18 protein-coding genes are annotated in these 20739 nt (G+C 63.0%); 2 read left to right on the top strand and 16 right to left on the bottom strand.

From position 1 onward, the window contains the following. Positions 1 to 130 precede the first annotated feature (130 nt). Positions 131 to 1717, bottom strand: coding sequence for a malate synthase A (gene aceB, locus AC3WVS_RS19710; protein WP_492319989.1), 1587 nt, complete (start codon positions 1715 to 1717; stop codon positions 131 to 133). 50 nt (positions 1718 to 1767) lie between these two features. After that, positions 1768 to 2469 carry a haloacid dehalogenase type II gene (locus AC3WVS_RS19705; protein WP_035821522.1) on the bottom strand — a complete coding sequence of 234 codons (702 nt, stop codon included), beginning with the start codon at positions 2467 to 2469 and terminating at the stop codon, positions 1768 to 1770. Positions 2470 to 2750: 281 nt separating this feature from the next. Here AC3WVS_RS19705 and AC3WVS_RS19700 point away from each other — a divergent pair, with 281 nt between their 5' ends. Continuing rightward, positions 2751 to 3701: a LysR family transcriptional regulator gene (locus tag AC3WVS_RS19700; RefSeq protein ID WP_492319988.1), complete on the top strand. Its 951-nt coding sequence runs from the start codon at positions 2751 to 2753 to the stop codon at positions 3699 to 3701. A gap of 176 nt (positions 3702 to 3877) precedes the next feature. Next, positions 3878 to 4312, top strand: a complete 435-nt coding sequence (locus AC3WVS_RS19695) for a universal stress protein (RefSeq protein ID WP_010810522.1) — start codon at positions 3878 to 3880, stop codon at positions 4310 to 4312. An 80-nt stretch (positions 4313 to 4392) separates the two neighbouring features. Here AC3WVS_RS19695 and loiP read toward each other — a convergent pair whose 3' ends face one another. From loiP to AC3WVS_RS19625, 14 genes are all read right to left on the bottom strand, one after another. Then, the gene (gene loiP / locus AC3WVS_RS19690) at positions 4393 to 5154 is read right to left on the bottom strand and encodes a metalloprotease LoiP (RefSeq protein ID WP_492319987.1); all 762 of its coding nucleotides are present in this window, start codon (positions 5152 to 5154) and stop codon (positions 4393 to 4395) included. 199 nt (positions 5155 to 5353) lie between these two features. Then, positions 5354 to 6358 carry a type IVB secretion system protein IcmH/DotU gene (icmH, locus tag AC3WVS_RS19685; RefSeq protein WP_492319986.1) on the bottom strand — a complete coding sequence of 335 codons (1005 nt, stop codon included), beginning with the start codon at positions 6356 to 6358 and terminating at the stop codon, positions 5354 to 5356. 45 nt (positions 6359 to 6403) lie between these two features. Beyond that, complete coding sequence (locus AC3WVS_RS19680; protein WP_492319985.1) at positions 6404 to 8647, bottom strand: T6SS phospholipase effector Tle1-like catalytic domain-containing protein; 2244 nt, start codon at positions 8645 to 8647, stop codon at positions 6404 to 6406. Next, the gene (locus AC3WVS_RS19675; protein ID WP_492319984.1) at positions 8647 to 9267 is read right to left on the bottom strand and encodes a DUF3304 domain-containing protein; all 621 of its coding nucleotides are present in this window, start codon (positions 9265 to 9267) and stop codon (positions 8647 to 8649) included. Before AC3WVS_RS19675 ends, AC3WVS_RS19680 begins: the two co-directional genes overlap by 1 nt. A 130-nt stretch (positions 9268 to 9397) precedes the next feature. Beyond that, positions 9398 to 9619 (bottom strand): hypothetical protein, encoded by a 222-nt coding sequence (locus AC3WVS_RS19670; protein ID WP_492319983.1) that lies wholly within the window; start codon positions 9617 to 9619, stop codon positions 9398 to 9400. A 48-nt stretch (positions 9620 to 9667) separates the two neighbouring features. Next, positions 9668 to 9916 (bottom strand): DUF3304 domain-containing protein, encoded by a 249-nt coding sequence (locus AC3WVS_RS19665; RefSeq protein ID WP_492319994.1) that lies wholly within the window; start codon positions 9914 to 9916, stop codon positions 9668 to 9670. 95 nt (positions 9917 to 10011) lie between these two features. Continuing rightward, positions 10012 to 10872, bottom strand: coding sequence for a DUF4123 domain-containing protein (locus tag AC3WVS_RS19660; protein WP_492319982.1), 861 nt, complete (start codon positions 10870 to 10872; stop codon positions 10012 to 10014). 21 nt (positions 10873 to 10893) lie between these two features. Beyond that, entirely contained in the window at positions 10894 to 13344 is a 2451-nt protein-coding gene (locus AC3WVS_RS19655; protein WP_492319981.1) for a type VI secretion system Vgr family protein, read from the bottom strand. A gap of 599 nt (positions 13345 to 13943) precedes the next feature. After that, the gene (aceA, locus tag AC3WVS_RS19650) at positions 13944 to 15239 is read right to left on the bottom strand and encodes an isocitrate lyase (RefSeq protein ID WP_010810514.1); all 1296 of its coding nucleotides are present in this window, start codon (positions 15237 to 15239) and stop codon (positions 13944 to 13946) included. 336 nt (positions 15240 to 15575) lie between these two features. After that, positions 15576 to 16544 carry an alpha/beta fold hydrolase gene (locus tag AC3WVS_RS19645; RefSeq protein ID WP_492319980.1) on the bottom strand — a complete coding sequence of 323 codons (969 nt, stop codon included), beginning with the start codon at positions 16542 to 16544 and terminating at the stop codon, positions 15576 to 15578. An 82-nt stretch (positions 16545 to 16626) separates the two neighbouring features. Next, positions 16627 to 17043, bottom strand: coding sequence for a gamma-glutamylcyclotransferase family protein (locus tag AC3WVS_RS19640; RefSeq protein ID WP_492319979.1), 417 nt, complete (start codon positions 17041 to 17043; stop codon positions 16627 to 16629). Positions 17044 to 17045: 2 nt separating this feature from the next. Next, entirely contained in the window at positions 17046 to 17543 is a 498-nt protein-coding gene (rraA, locus tag AC3WVS_RS19635; protein ID WP_011615564.1) for a ribonuclease E activity regulator RraA, read from the bottom strand. A 48-nt stretch (positions 17544 to 17591) separates the two neighbouring features. Further along, positions 17592 to 19331 carry a thiamine pyrophosphate-binding protein gene (locus AC3WVS_RS19630; RefSeq protein WP_492319978.1) on the bottom strand — a complete coding sequence of 580 codons (1740 nt, stop codon included), beginning with the start codon at positions 19329 to 19331 and terminating at the stop codon, positions 17592 to 17594. A 57-nt stretch (positions 19332 to 19388) separates the two neighbouring features. Continuing rightward, positions 19389 to 20666 carry an MFS transporter gene (locus AC3WVS_RS19625; protein WP_492319977.1) on the bottom strand — a complete coding sequence of 426 codons (1278 nt, stop codon included), beginning with the start codon at positions 20664 to 20666 and terminating at the stop codon, positions 19389 to 19391. Positions 20667 to 20739: the final 73 nt, after the last annotated feature.

Here is a 20739-nt window from a genome sequence, read left to right as displayed (position 1 = left end):
TGGCTAACACTTCCCCTTGCCGGGTGTGTAGGGGACTTCCACCCCCAAGTAGGTGCGCCCTGCCGGGCGCACCAAAAGAAAAAACCGCAGCCAAAGCTGCGGTTTTTCATCCTACAAGCACCCTACCCGCTCAAACTTCCTCATACAGCGGCAGCGTCAGGAACTCAGCAAAATCCTCCGACGTAGCCATCTGCTCAAAAATCTCAGCAGCCCGGTCATACGTCTTGGTATCGCCACCCACCAGTTCCTTCACCTTGGCCAGCTCTTCCGGAATCAGCTTGCGCACCAGCTCGGCCGTCACCTTGGTGCCGTCTTCCAGCTTGCCCTTCGGCGAGCGGATCCACTGCCATACCTGCGAGCGCGAGATCTCGGCGGTAGCAGCATCTTCCATCAGGTTGTGGATCGGCACGCAGCCGTTACCGTCCAGCCAGGCGCCCAGGTAGTGAATGCCGACGTTGATGTTCATGCGCAGGCCATGCTCGGTGATCGGCGTTTCCGGCTTGAAGTCGAGCAGGTCGGCGCCCTTCACTTGCACGTCGGGGCGTTGCTTGCCGAACTGGTTCGGCTTGTCGCCCAGCACTGCCACGAACTCCTTCATGGCCGGCTCGACCAGGCCCGGGTGGGCCACCCAGCCGCCGTCGTAGCCGTCGGTGGCGTCGCGGCGCTTGTCGCTGATGATGCCTTCCATGGCGATGGCGTTCTTCTCCGGATCGTTCTTGATCGGGATCAGCGCGCTCATGCCGCCCATGGCGGGCGCGCCGCGGTGGTGGCAGGTCTTGAGCAGCAGCAGCGCGTAGGCACGCATGAACGGCGCGGTCATGGTGACCTTGGCGCGGTCGGCCAGGCAGAAATCCTTGTCGTTCTTGAACTTCTTGATGCACGAGAAGATGTAGTCCCAGCGGCCGGCGTTCAGGCCAGCGCTGTGCTCGCGCAGTTCATACAGGATTTCGTCCATCTCGAACGCCGCCAGGATCGTTTCGATCAGCACGGTGGCCTTGATGGTGCCTTGCGGCAGGCCGATTTCGTTCTGCGCCATCACGAAGATGTCGTTCCACAGGCGCGCTTCCAGATGGCTTTCCATCTTGGGCAGGTAGAAGAACGGGCCGGCGCCGCGGGCGATCTGCTCGCGGGCGTTGTGGAACAGGAACAGCGCGAAGTCGAAGATGCCGCCCGAGATGCGCTTGCCGTCGATGGTGACGTGCTTTTCATCCAGGTGCCAGCCGCGCGGACGCACTTGCAGGGTGGCGATCTTGTCGTTCAGCTTGTATTGCTTGCCCTTGGATTCCAGGGTCAGCGTGCGGCGCACGGCGGCCTTCAGGTTGACCTGGCCCTGCAGCTGGTTGTGCCAGTTGGGGGTGTTGGAATCCTCGAAGTCGGTCATGTAGCTGTCAGCGCCCGAGTTGAAGGCGTTGATGACCATCTTGGCCTCGACCGGGCCGGTGATTTCCACGCGGCGGCATTCCAGGGCCTGGGGGATCGGGGCAACTTTCCAGTCGCCTTCGCGGATGCTCTTGGTTTCCGGCAGGAAATCGGGGATCTCACCGGCGTCCAGGCGCTTGGCGCGTTCCACGCGCGCGGCCAGCAGTTCCTGACGGCGCGGTTCAAAGGCGCGGTGCAGCTTGTCTACCAGGGCCAGGGCTTCCGGCGTGAGGATATCTTCGTAGGCCGGCAGGATCTCGCCGGTAATCTTCATGCCCGCGGGCAGCGTGATAGCCATCAGTCTTCTCCTGTGATCGATAGCGGTAAGGCTTGGTTGAAGGGACCCTGCTACACCGCCACGCCACGGGCGCGGACGAATTCAAGCAGGTCGTTCATGTCGTGCCCGGTGCCGGAGGGGGCTACGTCGAGCCGCTCCGCCGGATGGCCGGCACGGTTGATCCAGAATGTGGTGTAGCCGAACCACGTGGCGCCGCAGGCGTCCCAGCCGTTGGACGAGACAAAGAGCATCTCTTCCGCGGGCAGGCTGAAGGCTTGCGGCCCCAGCGCGTAGGCGGCCGGCGCGGTCTTGTACTGGCGCACGGCGTCCACCGACAGCACGTGGTCGAACAGGCCATGCATGCCGGAGCTCTTGACCGAGATGTCCAGCATCTCGGCATTGCCGTTGGACAGGATGCCCAGCGGCAGCCCGGCGCGGCGCAGGCGCTTGAGCGCTCCCAGGTTCTCCGGGAACGCGGACAAACACGCGTATTCCTTGAGCAGCTGCGCTTCGGCGGCTTCGTCCAGTGTCAGGTTCAGGCGCTCGGCGGCGTAGCGCAGCGCGTCCACGGTGATCGCCCAGAACGGCTTGTAGCGCGAGCCATCGGGCGCGGCCATGGTGCGGATGCGCGTGTAGTCGATCTGCCGGTCCCGCCACAGCAGCGCCAGCGCCTCGCCGCGGCCCGGGAACAGTTGTTCCGCGCGCGCGGTGACGGAATACACGTCGAACAGCGTGCCATAGGCATCGAAGACGACTGCGCGGATCTTGTTCATGAGGGCCTGGGCAACCTGCAACGGTACGGGCGACTGGGTGGATGGACGAGCAGACCACAGCTGCGTGGCTCTGTACACCATTGAATGCATCGAATTGTAGGGAGACGCTGCAGTGCGGCAAAGTGGTCGCGGGTCACTTGATCTTTTACTTTTAGGCAACTAATCTTGGCTGACTAAAACAAAACTCCGCACCAAATCCTCCTCACTGCCGGCCATATGGACGCAACGCCACCGATTGCGTGACCGTGCCGGCACACCGCAGGCACATCAGGCAAACATTTGTGGACCATTTCAAACAACTGGAGACCTTTGTATCCGTCGCGTCGCGCGGCAGCCTTTCCGCAGCGGCGGCGGCTGAAGGCGTGGCGCCGGCCATCATCGGGCGGCGCATCGACGCGCTGGAGGAGCGCCTGGGCGTCAAGCTGCTGGTACGGACCACGCGCAAGATCAGCCTGACCTTTGAAGGCTCTGCCTTCCTGGAAGACTGCCAGCGCATCCTGAACGACCTGCACAACGCCGAGGCCAGTGTCTCTGCCGGCGGGGTCAAGGCCAGCGGGCACCTGCGCGTGACCGCGCCGGCGGGCTATGGCCGCAAGCACGTGGCGCCGCTGGTGCCGCTGTTTATTGAGTCGCACCCGGACGTTTCGATCACGCTGGACCTGTCTGACCGCGTGGTCGACCTGGTCAATGAAGGCTTCGACTGCGCCATCCGCCTGGGCGACCTGCCCGACTCCAGCCTGGTATCGATCCGGCTGGCGGAAACACGCCGCGTGGTGGTGGCCTCGCCCGAGTACCTGGCGCGCGCCGGGCGCCCTATGGCGCCGGAAGACCTGCAACGCCACAACTGCCTTGCCTTTGGCGCCAGCGCCAATGTGCAGCGTGGCTGGGTGTTCCAGGAGGAAGGCCGCGCGGTCACGGTCAAGGTCGGCGGCACCATGGAATGCAGCGACGGCGCGGTGCTGCATGAGTGGTGCCTGCAAGGCAACGGGCTGGCGTGGCGCTCCTGGTGGGAGGTCGGCAGCGAGATCGCCAGCGGGCGGCTGGTGACGGTGCTGGATGAGTTCCAGGCGCCGCCGATCGGCATCCATGCGGTGTTTCCGCAGCGCAAGCACCTGCCGCTGCGGGTGCGGCTGTTTATCGATCACCTGAAGAACACCTACGGCAACCCGTCCTACTGGCGCCGGGCCGAACGGGCCGCGGCCATGCCGGTTGCCGAGGTCCTGGCGGACTGAAGCATGGGGCCCCTGCCGGTATGCAGAGACGCTTTCATTGCAATTGATTCCGCGCAATGCCCTTCTCGGCACACTGACTACAATGGATTCGTGACAGGCGCGTCCCGGCGCCCCGGCATCCGCCGATGCCAGCTGGCTGCCCTGCCCCGATCCCCTAGTCAGAAAAGGAGCCCCGCATGTTCCAACATATCCTGCTACCCACCGACGGCTCGGAACTCTCCAAGAAAGCCATCAACGGCGGGCTGGAGCTCGCCAAGGCCATCGGCGCGCGCATCACGGCCTATGTCTGCCTGGAGGAGTACCCCTACACGCCGTTCAGCGAAATCGTGGTCGAAGCCCCGCAGGCCTTCAAGGACCGCATCGAGAACCAGGCCAAACTGTATCTGAAAGAGGTCGAGAACCTGGCCACGGCGGCGGGCGTGACCTTCGACGCCGATATGTCGACCTTTGCGGTGCCCTACCTGGGCATCATCGACGCGGCCGAGCGCCATGGCTGCGACGTGATCTTCATGGCGTCGCACGGCCGGCGCGGGTTGTCCGGCCTGCTGCTGGGCAGCGAGACGCAGAAGGTGCTGACGCATACCGACATCCCGGTGATCGTCTACCGCTGACCCCCGGCGCAGCGCCAACCAAGCAAAACCGCCCGCACCGGCATGACCGGTGCGGGCGGTTTTTTGCTTGCGCAGGCCGCTTACGAAGCCTTGCTGATGCGCTGCTCGATATGCTTGGCGCGGTCTTCCGAGCCCGGGTGCGACGAGAACATGCTGGACTTGCCGCCGTCCAGCTTGGCCAGTTTCTGGAACGCCGTCACCAGGCCACGCGTGTTGGCCTTGTTCTTGGTCAGCAGGTCGAAGGAATAGTCATCCGCCGCGCTTTCCTGCGACTGCGAGAACTGCGCGTTGATCAGCTTCTCGCCCAGTTCGCCCAGTTGCGACTGCGACAGCGCCGCCACTGCGCCATTGCCGGCAGCTGCCGCCGCGCCGCGTGCGGCCGTTGCGGTGTACGCGACTTGCATGGCCTTCTTGGTGTGGCCCAGCGCCACGTGGCCCAGCTCATGGCCCAGCACGCCGCGCACTTCATCGTCGGTCATCATGTCCATCAGGCCGCTGTAGACGCGCACGCAGCCGTTGGCCATGGCCCAGGCGTTGACGTCCTTGGTCATGTAGACCTTGGCGTTGACGTTGGGCACATCGCTGTTCTTCAGCCCGCTCATGATCTTGACCAGGCGCTTGTTGTAGGTGGTGTTGGCAGCGGCGATCTTGTTGGTCTTGTCCGATTCAGCGCAGGCCTGGTCGGACAGGCTCTTGACGTCGGCGTCGGACAGCGTGGCAGCCTTGGCCAGGGAAGTGCCGGCGCTCATCACGCCATCGAGATTGGTGGGCATGCCGCCGGAACAGCCGGCCAGCAGTGCCGCCGCGATGGCGCAGGAAGCGAGCGAGAGAGATGCTTTCATGATGTTGTTCTTGGTGGGTAGCTCGGAAGTGCCGATAAAGGCCCCGGCACTTTAAGCCATATTGCTTACGGCGGGAATCACCCAAATGCTGCAAGTTGCCAAAAATGACAATTTATTGAGTTCCGGCAAATTCGCGCCCGCCGCGGGCCCAGTGATGTCGGCTCAAGCGGGGCCGCCTCCCCAACGTGTTCGCGGGCAATCACTGTTTGCGACTGCCATCTCCCGATTCATTGCCGCCAACCTTGACATCTGGTGGGGGTAGCGCCCGAGGCAGCGCTGACGCCGCGGCGTCCCCAATCGCCTCGATCTCCCGCGCGACTTCGTGCGCGCGGGTCGATAGTTGATATTTGAAATATCCAAAGGCAACAAGCGCTGCAAGCGCGTATGCGGTGACTGCCATCCATACTGGAATACCCCGCAGCGGCCGGAAGTTCCGTTCTTTGGAGACCTCCAGATCGCCGGATAGTGCATCCCGCACCGGCGGACGTTGTGACTTCAATAGTTCGTAGAGCTTCTGCCGGATATGCTCATGCTGCCGGTCTCCTCCGGCTTCCACCCGATAGCGGCCCATGAACCCAAGGCTCATGACGAGATAAAACAACTCGATCAGGTCGTATTTGCCGTGCGGGACCTCAATGGCGCGGGCCAGCAGTTGGTAGACCTTGATGCCGCCTTCGCGGTCTCCGTGGAACTGGCTGGATAACGCCATCTGTGCCCAGACGCCGGTGCCGTCTTTTCCGCCGCCCCATTTCGAATGCTGTGCCGCCTCGTCCAGTGCCGAACAAAGCGTGTAGCTTGCAATGGTGATATGGTCGGCCTCGATGTTCGCCTGATGGCAAAGCGTCTTGAATGCGTGAACTTCGCGCTCCAGCAAGGCGCGCAACTGCTCCACCTGCCTGCGCTGAAGCTTCATCTTCGGCTTCAGGTCACACATCGCCCGCAGTAGTGGTCGAGCTGCCTCATGGAGCGGATTGGGAGCGGCCTGAATGGCCTTAAGTCGCTTCGCAAGCGCCGCTTCATCGTAGGGGGCGACCGTGACCGGTTCCGCATCCTTGCCCTGGATAGCTGCATCGATGTCCTGGGCGAATTTCCGCTTTGCCTTCGGCTTCGGCCTGGGGCTCGGTGATGACTTGCCGCCCGCTTGGCCGCCCTGTTTCGGCAACCAGGATGGGGCTTTGCGAGGGGTGGGATCAGTCTCCAACATGTGCCGTTACCGATGTCATGATCAACTTAGCCAATCGCTGTATTGTTAATCATGCATCGCCATTTCCGCAGGCGTAGGCTTTGGACCCGTATTGACACTCTTGACCAGCGCATCCGTGCCAAATCCCAGATGCCGCACGCAGTTGTCATGGCCGATGAAGAACACGCGCGCCCATCCATAACCACCGGGCGCATATTCATGGAAGTCGGGCACGCGGAACCAGGCCCGGCTGTCGTGGACATAGTTGTCGAACAGGGCAATGGCTGCCCGCTCCTGGCGGGCGAATTGATCGACCACCGCTGGCGCCGTCCAGGCGCGCAATTGATCGAGCATGTCTCTGGCTGGCAGCACCAGGACATCGAATTTCTCCGCGTCGAATTTTGAAAATACCGCGGTCTGGACGTAGAAGTCCTTGGGGATCAATAGCACGCGCTTGCTGTCGGGGTTGCTCTCGCGCGGCACGCAGAGGTATTGACCGGTAGGGTTGGTATATGCCGCCAGCGGAACGCGTAACGGGCAAAGCATGTGAGCGCCCACCGCTGGCGGTCGCGGCGTCATGGGCGATAGCTCCACGCCGAGGCTTGCCCGCTGCTCGGGATGGAGATAGCCCAGCAGCAGCCGGAATTCCTCGGCAGCTTCGCGGAGATCGTGCTGGTCGTTGGTCACCGTCTCAGCGGCCCCCTCTCCGGGCCGGGTCTTATCCTTCGCTCGTGCAACTTCCTGGTACTTCTGCTCTCGACGCCGCTGGAGCGCATCCCAGGCCTGCCTTGCCTGCTTGTCCAGCTTCTCGCCCTCCTTCATCTGGTCTGCGCTGATGTATCCTTCCTGCGCGATCCCGGCCAATCCAAGCGTCGTGCGGGCAGCGGCCAACTCATCGATGCGCTTGCGAATCTTGATCGCCTCGGTATCGGTTTTCATGGCCTTGTCAACCTGCTGCTCCAACTGATGCGGCGTCATGCCGTCCTCATGCGCTGCCAGGAAGAACGGCTGGTTGGTCACATAGTCGCCCTTGTTCCATCGGGCACGCAGGGTGCGCCACGCAAGGCTCTGGCGCATGCCGAATCGCAAGGCATCTTCCACGCGCGAAATTTCGACGGTCCTGTCTAGCCAACGGTTGAAGGCATCGATCAAGGTTTTTCCCAACACAAAGTCATGCTGCTTACCCTGTAGGTAAACGATCTCCTCCTCTAGTTGCAAGGGCACCCCGGCCCGCAACGCTTCGATATACATCTGGTGCAGCGGAATCTGGCTAAGCTTGCTCGCATCCCCTTCCCGTGCCTTGCCCTGATCATTGGGCGGGTAGCCGCCCCCGACATCCGAGTGAACCCCAGGAAAGGCAACCTCCAAGCGCTTGCCCGGACCACCCGGATAAACACTGCCCTTACGGATGGTGTCCAGTGGGAAACTCATGCGCTGCTCATGGATGGAGAAGAAATGCGCGCAGCGCTGCACGTCCTCAGGGATGTTCATCAACCCGTCATTCGACCAGGCGAAATGGCCGTCAAACACGCTGATATCGAGGGAGGCCTTCACCGAGTCGGGCAGCCCCACCGAAGCCACGGTATCGAACAGCCCCATGAAGTTCACCTTGTAGGGAATCTCACCCGCGATCTTGCCGCCCGGCGCCCAGTCGCGGGTCAGCTTGCCGATGAATGAGCGGGCACCGGCAGCCCCGCGCGAAAAGCCGAAGACGTTAATCCATACCTGCTTGACCACCCAGTTGCGCTGGCTGTCCCGCTTGCGATCCCGTTGCATGCCGGCCAGTTTCCTGTGCTTCACGTCGAAGACGCTAGAGAATGCGCGGTAGCTGTCAGCCGCAGCCAGGCAAAGGGCCTTTGCTTCCTCATCGGGAATCAAGCGATTTTCCTCGCCGCCCGCAATAGCCTTATAAACGGCATTCAAGATGCGGGTGTAGCCCCATACGCAACGGCGTCCGTAGCCTACGGCAAATCCCTTTCCGGAAGAGGAATACTCCATTTCCCCGATCTTCGTGAAGATGGTTCCGACACCCGTGATGTAATAGCGATAGATACCATTTTCCGGCTCATGGCGCGCCGCTCTGGACAGGCGCGCTACGTTCGTGTGGGCGCCCCACTTGGAATCCCGAAATGCTTGATTGTCCTCGTCGTCGTTGTTGTTGGTACCATCGAAGAACAGGCTTATGTGCAGCGTCTGTTCGCATCCCGCACCGGAATCGCGGACTTTCCCCTTGCCCAGATCGTAAGCCTCCTTGCCTTTTGAAAGCAGGCCGCCCTCGGGCACTTTCTCCGGCCAACGCAATACGTTCATTACTTCAACTCTCCGATTGATGGGTCCGCCTTAATTACCTCACCGAATCGCACTAAGCGTGCTGCCTCTTCCTTACGATTCGCTTCGTCGTCCACCTGCCCGACTGCCACGTAAGGATCGTCGTCAGCAGGACGAGCCTTTACCCTGTTGTGGCCGTTTGCATTCCCGTCCATAACCATGACTTTGACGCGATCTCCTGGCAGGAAAATAACCCACATGCCATAAGTGGTGGTGCCATATTCTGGAATTTCCGCCTCAGCCTTGTACCAGGAACCCCATGCGTGCCCATCAAGTTTCTTGTTGGCGATCCAACGCACCGTGACCTTTAACCCCGGGCGCCAGTGGACCGGAAACGTGCCACAGCAGGCGCCACCGCTCTCTGTCGGTATATAGTCGGGTCTTACTGGAACAATGTTTGGCCCGCCGCCTCCGATGCCGTTGTCGTGCCCCACTATATTGAAGGTGTGAACGTAATAAGGGGTGTAGTTCAGGCCCTCAACATCGCCTGACATCATGGCGTCAAGATCGTCGTTTGGGTGAGTTCCAACGACAGAGTTTTCATTGCAGCCTGGCAGAATCGCGAGGCATACCATCAAGGCCCACACCAACAGGGATTTCATGTGCTGATCTCCCGTTCCGCATCTTCTTCCAATTGCTCCCAGACGGATGCATTCAACCAATCCCGCGCAGGGCGATCATATTTTCCCCGAAACGAGCACTCGCTAGCGATTTCAGGCCATCGCAATATGCTCATTGTTTTAAATCTCCAATTGATGGGTCCGCTTTAATTATGCTACCGAAATTTCTGAGGTGTCCTTCCTCTTCCTCGTGATTCGCTTCGTCATCCACCTTTCCAACAGCAACGTAGGGATCATCATCAGCTGGACGAACTGCAAGGCTGTTGTGGCCATTCGCGTTGCCGTCTTGCACCATTACCTTGATCCGGTCGCCGGGTAGAAAAATGACAAACATGTCACCTGATCTTGGGCCATACTCTGCAATCTCAGCATCTGCCTTGTATCAAGAACCCCACGCGTGGCCGTCGAGCTTCTTGTTGGCGATCCAACGGACGCTAGCATTCAGCCCCGGCCGCCATTTCGCCGGGAACGAGATACAGCACATTGTTGCGCCCCCACCCGATGGCATGTCGCCCGGAGTGGCCGGTGAGATATTTGGACCACCACCTGCCAAACCGTTGTCTCCGGTTATGTCAAAGGTAGCTATGCAATAAGGCGTGTAGTTCAATCCACTGACGCCACCCGGTAGCATTTCGTCCGGATCATCGCCTGTCTGAATCGCACGAGGCTCGCATCCTGACACGCATGCAAGGCACACCGCCATCAAGGCCGATACGAACAAGGATTTCATGCGTTGACCTCCCTGTTTGCATTTTTCGCCAACTGCTCCCAGACGGATGGATGCACCCCATCCGCGCACGCGATCATGGTTTGCCCAGAACTGCCACGCTCTTCCAATGCACGTCGTATGTCATCGTGGGCATCGAAGTCAGGGCCGTATCGGTATGAAAGTTCGCAGAAGTACATTCGATCCGCTGGCTCTGTCAGCCCCCACTCGGCGGCACGCTGGTAACGGGGCAGAAAATCCATGAAGCGCGTGAGATAAGGACCTGCCCCATCAACCACGCCGCCCTCCACAAGCGCCGCAAGCAACTGATCCGGCTCGCAGTGTTCGGTCAGTCGGTCCAGTTGCTCCTGGCTGAGCTGGATGGAAGGCGGCGTGTCCTGCGTGCTCTCACCCTCCATCGGCCCATCAATGCACTGCCATTCGTCGCTGTAGCCACGGTGTTTCCATTGCTGAATGGGTCGCATGATCCGTTCCACGATGTCGTCGCCCCAGACTTCCATCGTCACCAGCAGGTTGCGCGGGTCGTAGTAGCGAATCAGGGCGGTCATGCCTTCGCCAATGTCCGCAACGAGAAACTGATGCAAATGACGGGCGAGGCGGTCAATGTCCACCCGGCTCCAGATGAGCGTGATGCATGGCGCCCGCAAATCCATCGCGTCGAATTGCGCTAGCCAGGGCGCTTTGGGATCGTCCACCCGCGCCAGGAACAGGCAGGCGTCGCCAGCATCGGCTTCGGGCAGGCCGGCATACACATTTCGAAAGTCGGCGCCCGATTCGCGCAGCAATGCACCAATGCGAGTCGGGTGCACGGCGCCATCGGCCAGCACGTAGATATGAACTGCGCTTTCTTCTTCTGTCATCGAACTGCTGTTCCTGGTTATTTATCGAGGAACCACGGCGGCATTGCGTGCGGCCGCCTTGAGCAGGCATTCCAGGCAAACTTGTCTGGCCTTTGGTTCCACCGGAAGACTGCTGGGGCCGGTCAGGTTCTTGCTGGCCGCGTGCACGATCCACCCGCCATTGGTGCCGTTCTCAATGCCGCCTTCGGTCAGCTTGATGTAGCTGCCGCCGCCATCCAGCAGCACTTCCTTTGCCTTGAAGGTAATCTTCTCTGCGGTTGCGTTGATCTGGAGTCTTGCCAGCAGATTGATATTGTTCTTCAGGGCTTGCAGGTCGATGTCGCCCATGTTGGCAACCAGCTTCATGCCGGCTTCATATACGAACAGGCGCAGTGCCTTGCGAATGCTGGCAAAAAAGCCCCCGCCCGTGGTCACGGACAGGTGCTCCCCGGTAGTCAACGCGGTATGCGTGCCACTGGCGATGTGCGTGGAACCCGCTGCGGTGGCAACAATGCCGGCGGGGCTGGCTGATACCAGGTGCGGCGCCGTGAACTCCTTCAGCTCGCCACCGCCCTTGATTTGTTCAAGCTGCCTCTCCAGCAATTTTGCAATGTCGGGCTGTTCGCCATCTTGCGCCTGCGCCTCGGTCGCCTTGTCGCCCATGGTGCTGGCGATATCCAGGGCCTGTTGCATCAGCTGAATGACGTCGCTGACATTCAGCATGTTGCCTTCGGCGTTCCGGCGCGAGAAGGTGGTGATAAGCATGCCGAGTGCGGCGCGCAGTGCTCCATGCGCATCGGTTCGAAGCTCAAAGCCTTCGCCGCGCTTGTCCTTGCGCCCCTCCCAGTCGTTGACGCGGACGTTGTGGCCCAGCGCCAGCAGGCTGTTCTGGTGGTCCGAAGCGACCTGCACCTGCTGCTGGCCTTGGGTATCGTCGTAAAGCGTGTGGTTGCGCCCCTCGCCGAACAGTTCCTTGCTCTGGTAGCCGGACAAGGCATGCTGGCTCGGCAGATCCCACGGCGGCAGGTTCAGCCGGTTGTTGACCGGTCCCAAGATGAGGGGCCGGTCCGGGTCGCCACCCTCGTAGATGACAATGACTTCCTGGCCGATGCGAGGCAGGTGCGTGTTGCCGAAGCGGTCGCCGGAGGAAAAGCCGGTGACGCGAATCCAGCAGGAGCTATTCTCGTCGTAGGTGCCATAGCGGTCCCAGACAAATTGACAGCGCACCCTTCCCAGGTCATCACACCAGATTTCCTGATTGGCTGGACCGACGACCCTGGCTTTGTGATGACCGCCGATGTAAGGCTTTTCGACCCGCTCAGGCCGGAAGATTTCGCTAGTGGGCTGCGCCTCGAATTCGACCTCGCAGCGCCAGGACTGGCCGCTGCCAGCGAACTCGCCCACGTCCTCGATCAGCAGGTGCGTGGCAAAAATCAGGTACTCGCAGTTTGCCTTGGTGCGCAGGAATCGCTTGAGGGTGAAGGTGTGTCCCGGCGCCATCGCGCGCACATTGCCCTTGCCGCGCGCCCGTACGCCGTGCTGCCGCAGGCGTTCCATGTTGATGCGCGCCAGCATGTCGCCTTCCTTGCGGGCGTCGTTGCCGCTCTTGGGTTCGGCGTAATCGCCCGGCCAGTGATACAGCTCATAGGTTGCGTGGCTGGTGTCGCGCGGGTCGGTGGCGCAGACATTGAGGTTGGCGCGCGGTTGGTTGTGGTCGTAATCGCCTTGCGCCCAAGCCCCTGAGACGAGCCGGTCGCGCACCTCGAATTCATGAAAGTGTTCCTCATCCACCCGGTCCGAGGACGGATACCAGCTGATGGCATGGTAGGCAGGGCTGGGGATATTCCGGAAAGCGCCATTGCCATCGGTCAGCACCATGCGGTGGTGGCCATCCGAATGCTCCCAGTGGAAATTCACGCCCCATTCCGCGAGCAGGCGGCGCACGAACTGGTAGTCCGTTTCGCCGGCCTGCATCTGAAATCGGCGCTTGGGATACTGGCTATCCAGCAGGCGGCGCTCGACCGGGAAAGTGTATTTGCTGAGCACCGCCTCTACGATTTCCAGCACAGTCATGTTCTGATAAGGCCGGATGGTGCTGGTGAGCGTGGCCAGCCACAGCCACGGGCGCAGGGTCAGGCGGTACAGGATGCGTTCGTGTTCGTAGTAGGGGCCGCGTACGTCCGTGACGAGGCCGGTAATCTCTCTCTTGCCGCTGCCGAAGCCGCCATCCAGATCGGTGCCGGAGCCGTCCAGCTCGATGCTGACGGTCAACTCCTTGCCTTGCATGGCCTCCATATCGAAGTCACCCGCCGGCCCGTATAGCACGTTGCGATCGTCGGGTGTCTTCAGTTCCAGTTCGTATTCGAACAGGGAATTGATACCCTCGGTGCCAAACAGTTTGGAGAACAGCAGCAGTGGCTGTCCCAACAGTTCCGGCAGACCGTCGCCGGAAACGGTGACGGTACGAAAGGAAAACCGCAATCGGCTACCCATGCAATCACGCTCCGTGGAAAGTGGACTGTCGCCGCCGTCAGCAGCCAGTGGCTCGGTCGTCCATCGACCAGCCAATGAGAGTGCAGCAACGCGGCCTCGATAATAGGAGCAGCGAAGTGGGGAATAAATCAGACGATTCCTAATTACGCAGCCCAAAACGCCTGAAAACAGAATTAAGCAAGATTGAAATCGCGCTAAGATCCCTACTCCGTAAAGACGTGCGGACACATGGACTGCGCTGACGCTTCAGAACTTTCCAATTGTGAAGAATTGAAAAGGCGGTAAGGCACGAAGCAAAAGAGGCGGCACACATAACTTGAGAATGCGCGCCGCTCTGGAAGATGCGGGCATTGACCTGTCCCGCGTCAGGCTTCTAAATAGCCGGCGTGAGCCCGGCCAGGCTTGGGCGGTAACTCTGCATGGAGTTTGAGTTTTGAACACCCGTTGAACAGCTACCCGCTAACCCGCCCCAGCATTGGAAAACAAAAAAACGCGCCGTCCCTGAGAGAGAACGGCGCGGCGCCTAAATCAGAAGGCGTGATGGTCGCACGCCTTCCTTAACCGCCGGACCCACGTTCCGGCAGGGGTGACCAGGAGAGTCAGGCCACTTTCTTGTCTTCGAAGAACTGCTCGTCTTCGGTCGAACCCTTCAGTGCGGTCGTCGACGACTGGCCGCCTTCGATGGTCTGGGTCACGGCGTCGAAGTAGCCGGTGCCGACTTCGCGCTGGTGCTTGACCGCGGTGAAACCCTTCTCGGCGGCCTTGAATTCGGCTTCCTGCAGTTCCACGAACGCGCTCATCTGGTTGCGGGCGTAGCCGTAGGCCAGGTTGAACATCGAGTAGTTCAGCGAGTGGAAGCCGGCCAGCGTGATGAACTGGAACTTGTAGCCCATCGCGCCCAGTTCCCTCTGGAACTTGGCGATGGTCGCGTCGTCCAGGTTCTTTTTCCAGTTGAACGACGGCGAGCAGTTGTAGGCCAGCATCTTGCCCGGGAACTTGGCGTGCACGGCTTCGGCAAACTTCTTGGCGAACTCGAGGTCCGGCTTGCCGGTTTCGCACCACACCAGGTCAGCCACTTCAGCGTAGGCCAGGGCGCGCGAGATCGACTGCTCCAGGCCGTTGCGCACGCGGTAGAAACCTTCCACGGTGCGCTCGCCGGTGCAGAACGGCTTGTCGTTGTCGTCCACGTCCGAGGTCAGCAGGTCCGCGGCCTCGGCGTCGGTACGGGCGATCACCAGGGTCGGCACGCCCGAGACGTCGGCGGCCAGGCGGGCAGCGGTCAGCTTGGCAACGGCTTCGCGGGTCGGCACCAGCACCTTGCCACCCATGTGGCCGCACTTCTTCACCGAAGCGAGCTGGTCTTCGAAGTGCACGCCGGCGGCGCCCGCTTCGATCATCGACTTCATCAGTTCGAACGCGTTCAGCACGCCGCCGAAACCGGCTTCAGCATCCGCCACGATCGGGGCGAAGAAGTCGGTGTCGCCCTTGCCTTCGCTCCACTGGATCTGGTCGGCGCGCTGGAAGGTGTTGTTGATGCGCTTGACGACTTGCGGCACCGAGTTGGCCGGGTACAGCGACTGGTCGGGGTACATTTCACCGGCCAGGTTGGCGTCGCCTGCGACTTGCCACCCCGACAGGTAAATAGCCTTCAGGCCGGCCTTCACTTGCTGCATGGCCTGGTTGCCGGTCAGCGCGCCGAGCGAGTTGACGAACGGCTCCGTGTGCAGCAGGTTCCACAGCTTCTCGGAACCGCGGCGGGCCAGGGTGTGCTCGACCTGGACCGAACCACGCAGGCGCACCACGTCTTCGGCGGTGAAATTGCGCTTGATCCCTTTCCAGCGGGGATTGGTATCCCAGTCTTTCTGCAGGGCCTGGATCTGTTCTTGGCGGGTCATGGTCACTCTCCTGATGATGCGGGGATGGCTGAGAATCTGTTGATCACCTGAGCTGGGCTGCGTCGTGGGGCTGCTGCGTCCGCTGCCGTTTCTCGCGTCTCAGGTCATGAGTCTTATATAAGAGTGTAGAGAACCCTCCCGCGTTGCAACAACCTGGATCCGCAATTTCCCTTTAGTTTTTTCTTTCAATAATTCAATGACTTATCTATTTTATTTCACGATGCGGGACATAATCTTCCATCATGAGAAATGGTGTTGTGCTACGCAAACCATGTATTTTTGCGGTCCAAAACATCTTTCCACATCGTGAAAAATGCGCAGGATGCGCCGCCTCCGCTAGCGCAGGCGCGCGGCGAGCAGCGCCGGTGAGGCCGGCTCCCCTTCCATATGCTCGACAAATTCCCGCACCATGATGGCAAACCCCTGGGCGTCGGCCAGCGGCAGCCAATGGTGCGCGGGCACGGTGCGGCGCCAGAGTTGCGTGGTCCAGCGGTGCACGTCTTCAGTCAGCGCCGGCTTCACATACCGGTCATGCAACGGCACGATCACCTGCACCGGCGCATGGGCATGACAGTGGCGCGGGGCACGCAGTACGGGCAGGAAGTTGGCACGGTACAAGCGCACACCATGGCAACCGTCGGCGGTTTGTGTGAGGCTGGGCCCCGTGCGCAGGCCCTCGGTCAGGCGCAGGTAGCGCGGCCACGCACGGCCGAGCCACAGCCGCCAGGTCAGCTCAGGCAGCCACGGCAGATGGAAGGCGCCGATATACCAGGATGCCGCCAGCTGCCTCAATGTCTTGCCCAAGGCAGCCAGCGACCGCTGCCCGCGCAGTTCGCGCAGGCCGATTGCCGCGTGGTCCAGGCAGGGACCGGAGCATGAGGTGAATGAGGCGATGCGACCTTGCAGCCGAGCGTCGGTCACGAACTCCCAGCTCTGGATCGAACCCCAGTCGTGGCCGACAAGGTGCACCGGGCGCTGCGGCGAGACCGCGCCGATGACTGCGATGAAATCATCGGCAAGCTTCTGCAGCCGGTAAGCGTCAGTCGCGCACGGCGCGGTTGAGCGCCCTGCCCCGCGCACGTCATAGGCCACCACATGGAAGCGCCCCGCCAACTGCGCCGCCACGCCGTGCCAGACCTCGCTGCTGTCGGGATAGCCGTGCACCAGGACGATGGTGGGCCGCCCTGGCCCGGGCTCGCCCCAACTGGTGGCGCACAGCCGCACGTCGCCGGCGTGGATAAAGAACTGCCGGGGGAAGACCTGCGGCGGCAGGGATTGCGGAGCGTTCATGGCCGTCGATTCCATTGTTCGATGTCATCGCCGGCCATGCTACGCAAAAGCAAACGGCGCCGCGAATGGGCGCCGTCTGTTTGAAACGAGCCGGGGCTCAGGCCGCGGCGGTATCGCGTGCGCGGCGATAGGCCACCCAGTCGCCGCTGTCGATGCGCGGCAGCGTGGCCACCGCGGACTCGGCCACCGGGTACAGCAGGCAGGCGACAGGCTGGCCGTTGTGCAACACGGGCCGTTCCTCGCGCACGAACAGCGTGGCCTGGCCGGGATAAACCTCTTCAATCTCGTCGAGCACCGGCAACAGCGCCTCGGCAATCTCATAGAGATCGCCCACGACCGGCCCGCCACTGGCGTCCAGCACCAGGCCGGGATAGGTGCCGAAGTCAAAGAGCCTGCCCGCGATCGTCCCCGTGCCCAGCAGCGTGGGCGCGGCAATGCCGTGGCGCTGCGCGGCGGCGTTCAGGTCGTTGACCTCGCCGGCGCGCAGCGTGCCGTAGACAAAGACGCGCGGCATGCTCAGTTCCCCAGCCTTTCGTCCGAGACCAGCACGCCGTCGGCATCGACGTAGATCCAGTTGCCCGGGCGCACCACCGCGCCGGGCATCTGCACCGCGACGTCGCTTTCGCCGACGTTGCGCTTCTGGCTTTTCTGCGGATGCACGGCGAGCGCGCGGATGCCGATGTCGCACACGTCCAGCTCGGCGGTATCGCGGATGCAGCCGTTGACGACGATGCCGACCCAGCCGTTCTTCTCGGCCAGCAGGCCAAGGTTGCCGCCCACCAGCGCGCAGCGCAGCGAGCCGCCGCCGTCGATCACCAGCACGCGGCCCTGCCCCGGCGCTTCCAGCGCGGTGCGCACCAGCGAGTTGTCTTCGAACACCTTGAGCGTAGCCGCGGGGCCGGCAAAGGCGCCCTGCTTGCCGAAGGCGCGAAACACCGGCGCCATCACGCGCAAGGTGCCGTCGGCAAGGCGGTCTTCATGCGCGTCGCACAGGTCGGTGGTGACAGGCTTCATCGATGGTCTCCTGATAGGTAAGAAAGTATCCGGTCGGGCAGCTCGGCCTCACTGTTGCTGGCTGGCCAGCGCCTGCGCGCGGATGGCGCTCAGCGTGGTGCGCGGCGTGATCACGTCCGGGTCCACCTGGATCTCGATCAGCGTGGAGACCGGCGCGGCCAATGCCTCGCGCAATGCCGGGGCAAAGGCTTCGGTCGTGGTCACGGTGGCGCCGCGCGCGCCATAGGCGCGCGCCAGCGCGGCAAAGTCGGGGTTGTGCAGCTCGGTGCCCGAGACATGGGTCGGGTATTCGCGCTCCTGATGCATCCGGATGGTGCCGTACATGCCGTTGTTGACGACGATGAAGATCACCGGCGCCTGGTACTGCATCGACGTAGCCAGTTCCTGGCCATTCATCAGGAAGCAGCCATCGCCGGCCAGCGCCACCACGGTGCGTTGCGGGAACGCGATCTTGGCGCCGACCGCCGCCGGCACGCCATAACCCATCGCGCCGCTGGTCGGGGCCAGCTGGCCGCGGCGGCCGCTGGTGAACGGGCGGTAGTGGAAATACCGGTGCAGCCAGCCGGCGTAGTTGCCGGCGCCATTGGTCACGACCGCGTCGGCCGGCAGCAGCTGGTCCAGCGTGCGGATGACTTCGGCCATGTCGACGCCCTGTCCAGTAAATGGGGGCGGCTGCAGGTAGCGTTCGTAGTCGGCGTGCGTGGCTTCTGTCCACGCCTGCCAGCGCGGCTCGGCGGGAGGCTGCAGGCCGGCCAGGCGCGCGGCGATGGCCGGCATCGAGGCCTGGATCATCAGGTCGGCCTGGTAGACGCTGCCCAGTTCCTCGGCGCCGGCGTGCACGTGGATCAGCTTTTGCGCGGGACGCGGCGCGGCGATCAGCGCGTAGCCGCCGGTGGTCATCTCACCCAGGCGCGGGCCGACGGCCAGCACCAGGTCGGCGTTGCGGACGCGCTCGGCCAGCGCCGGGTTGATGCCGATGCCGACATCGCCGGCGTAGTTGGGATGGCGGTTGTCGAACAGGTCCTGGCCGCGGAAGGCGCAGCCCACCGGCAGCGCGAAGCGCTCGGCAAAGGCCTGCAGGTCGGCGCAGGCCTGCGGCGTCCAGCCGCTGCCGCCGGCCAGCACGAAGGGACGCTCGGCGGCGTCGAGCATCTCGGCCAGCCGCGCCAGGTCGGCCTCGCCGGGCCAGCTCATGACGCGCTGGTAGGCCTGCAACTGCGGCACGGCGGCAGTCTGCGCCAGCATGTCTTCGGGCAGCGCCAGCACCACCGGGCCCGGACGGCCCGAGGTGGCGGTCTGGTAGGCGCGCGCAATGTATTCGGGGATGCGTTCGACCCGGTCGATCTGCGCCACCCACTTGGCCATCTGGCCGAACATGCGGCGGTAGTCGATTTCCTGGAAGGCCTCCCGGTCCATGAAGTCGGTGCCGACCTGGCCGATGAACAGAATCATCGGCGTCGAGTCCTGGAAGGCGGTGTGCACGCCGATACTGGCATTGGTGGCGCCCGGCCCGCGCGTGCAGAAGGCCAGCCCGGGGCGGCCGGTCAGCTTGCCGTAGGCCTCGGCCATCACCGCGGCCCCGCCCTCCTGGCGGCAGATGATGAAGCGCAACTGGTCGCGGCGGCGGTGGAAGCCGTCGAGCACGGCCAGGTAGCTTTCGCCCGGCACGCCGAAGGCCAGCTCGGCGCCGTGCGCCAGCAGCGCATCGACCAGGATATGGCCGCCCGGCAGCGGCGTGCCGTGTTCGGAATCGTCAGGCTGGGTGGTATTGGCCGGCGTCATTGACATGAAAGCATCCTCAGGCGATCGAATTCGGAAGGCGGTGCTTGGGTGGCCCGGCCCGGGCTAGGCGGCCTCCGCCTGGCCCGCCGCCGCGCCGCGGCGCGAGCGGTTGCCGTTGCCCACTGTCACCGCGGTGAAGATCGACAGCAGCTGGAAACCGCCGATCATGAAGAACACCCAGGCCGGCAGCTTTGCATCCATCAGCGCACCGAAGAACAGCGGGCCGCACGCCAGGCCGATATCCAGGCCCGAGTAGACCACGCCATAGACGCGCCCGGTGGCACCGGCGGGGGCGGCGGCGCGCACCAGCAGGTCACGCGACGGCCCGGCGGTACCGGCGCCAAAGCCGATCACGCCCATCAGCACCGGCACCAGCAGCGCCGGCACCAGGTTCAGCCCGACCAGCACCGCCATCAGCCCCGACACCGTGAAGCTCACCGCGATCAGCCGGTCATGGTTGCTGGTGCGGCCGGCGGCAAAGCCGCCGACGATCATGCCGCCGGCGCTGCACAGCATGTAGATGGTGTAGGACGCGGTCGCCAGCGTGAAGGGCATGCCGTACAGGTAGGTCAGCGCGGTCGGGGCAAAGCTCTGGATGCCGGCTGCGGAGAACGTGGTCAGCAGGAAGAAAGCCCAGCACACCCATACCTGCGGCAGCCGCAGGAAGCCCAGCACGCTGCCGCCGGCTGTGGCCACCCCTGCCGCAGCCTTGGCCGCGGGCCGGCCCACGGCGCCCTGCACTTCGCGCGGGTCCAGCACATGGCGCAGCACTACCAGCACGGCCAGCACGATAAAGGCCACCGCCGAGGCCGCCGCCAGCGCCACGCGCCAGCTGGCCAGGTTGGCGACCGCCACCAGGAACAGCGGCGCCGCGGCCCAGCCCAGGTTGCCGGAAATGCCGTGCACCGAGAACGCATGGCCCAGCCGGGGCTGCGACACATGCTTGTTCAGCAGCGTGAAGTCGGCCGGGTGGAATACACCGTTGCCCAACCCCGCCACGGCCGCGCCGAACAACAGCGCGGCGTAGCCGGAACTGGTCGACAGCAGCAAGGCCGCGGCGCCCAGGAAGGCCAGCCCGGCGAACAGCACCGGCCGCGCGCCGAAGCGGTCGACCACAAAGCCGGACGCGGTCTGCACCACCGCCGAGACCGCGAAGAACACCGTCATCAGCAGGCCCAGCTCGGCATAGCTCAGGCCGAATTCCGCCTTGATCCACGGGAACAGCGGAGCCAGCAACAGGTGGTAGAAGTGGGAGACCCCGTGGGCCAGGCCAACCAGCCCGATCACCTGGGCGTCATGACGAAGGGGATTGCGCGTGGGATCGAGTGCGGCGGTGGACATGGCGCTGGTGGCAGGGGCTATGCGGCAGGACAGGAGGCGGCAGCCCAAAAAATACGGGCCGAAGCCCGCATCA

It is taken from the genome of Cupriavidus sp. CPT47-8839-RL05A (genome assembly GCF_058792255.1).
Note: the sequence above shows the minus strand (reverse complement) of the source record. Positions and strands in the feature narration are given on the sequence as shown.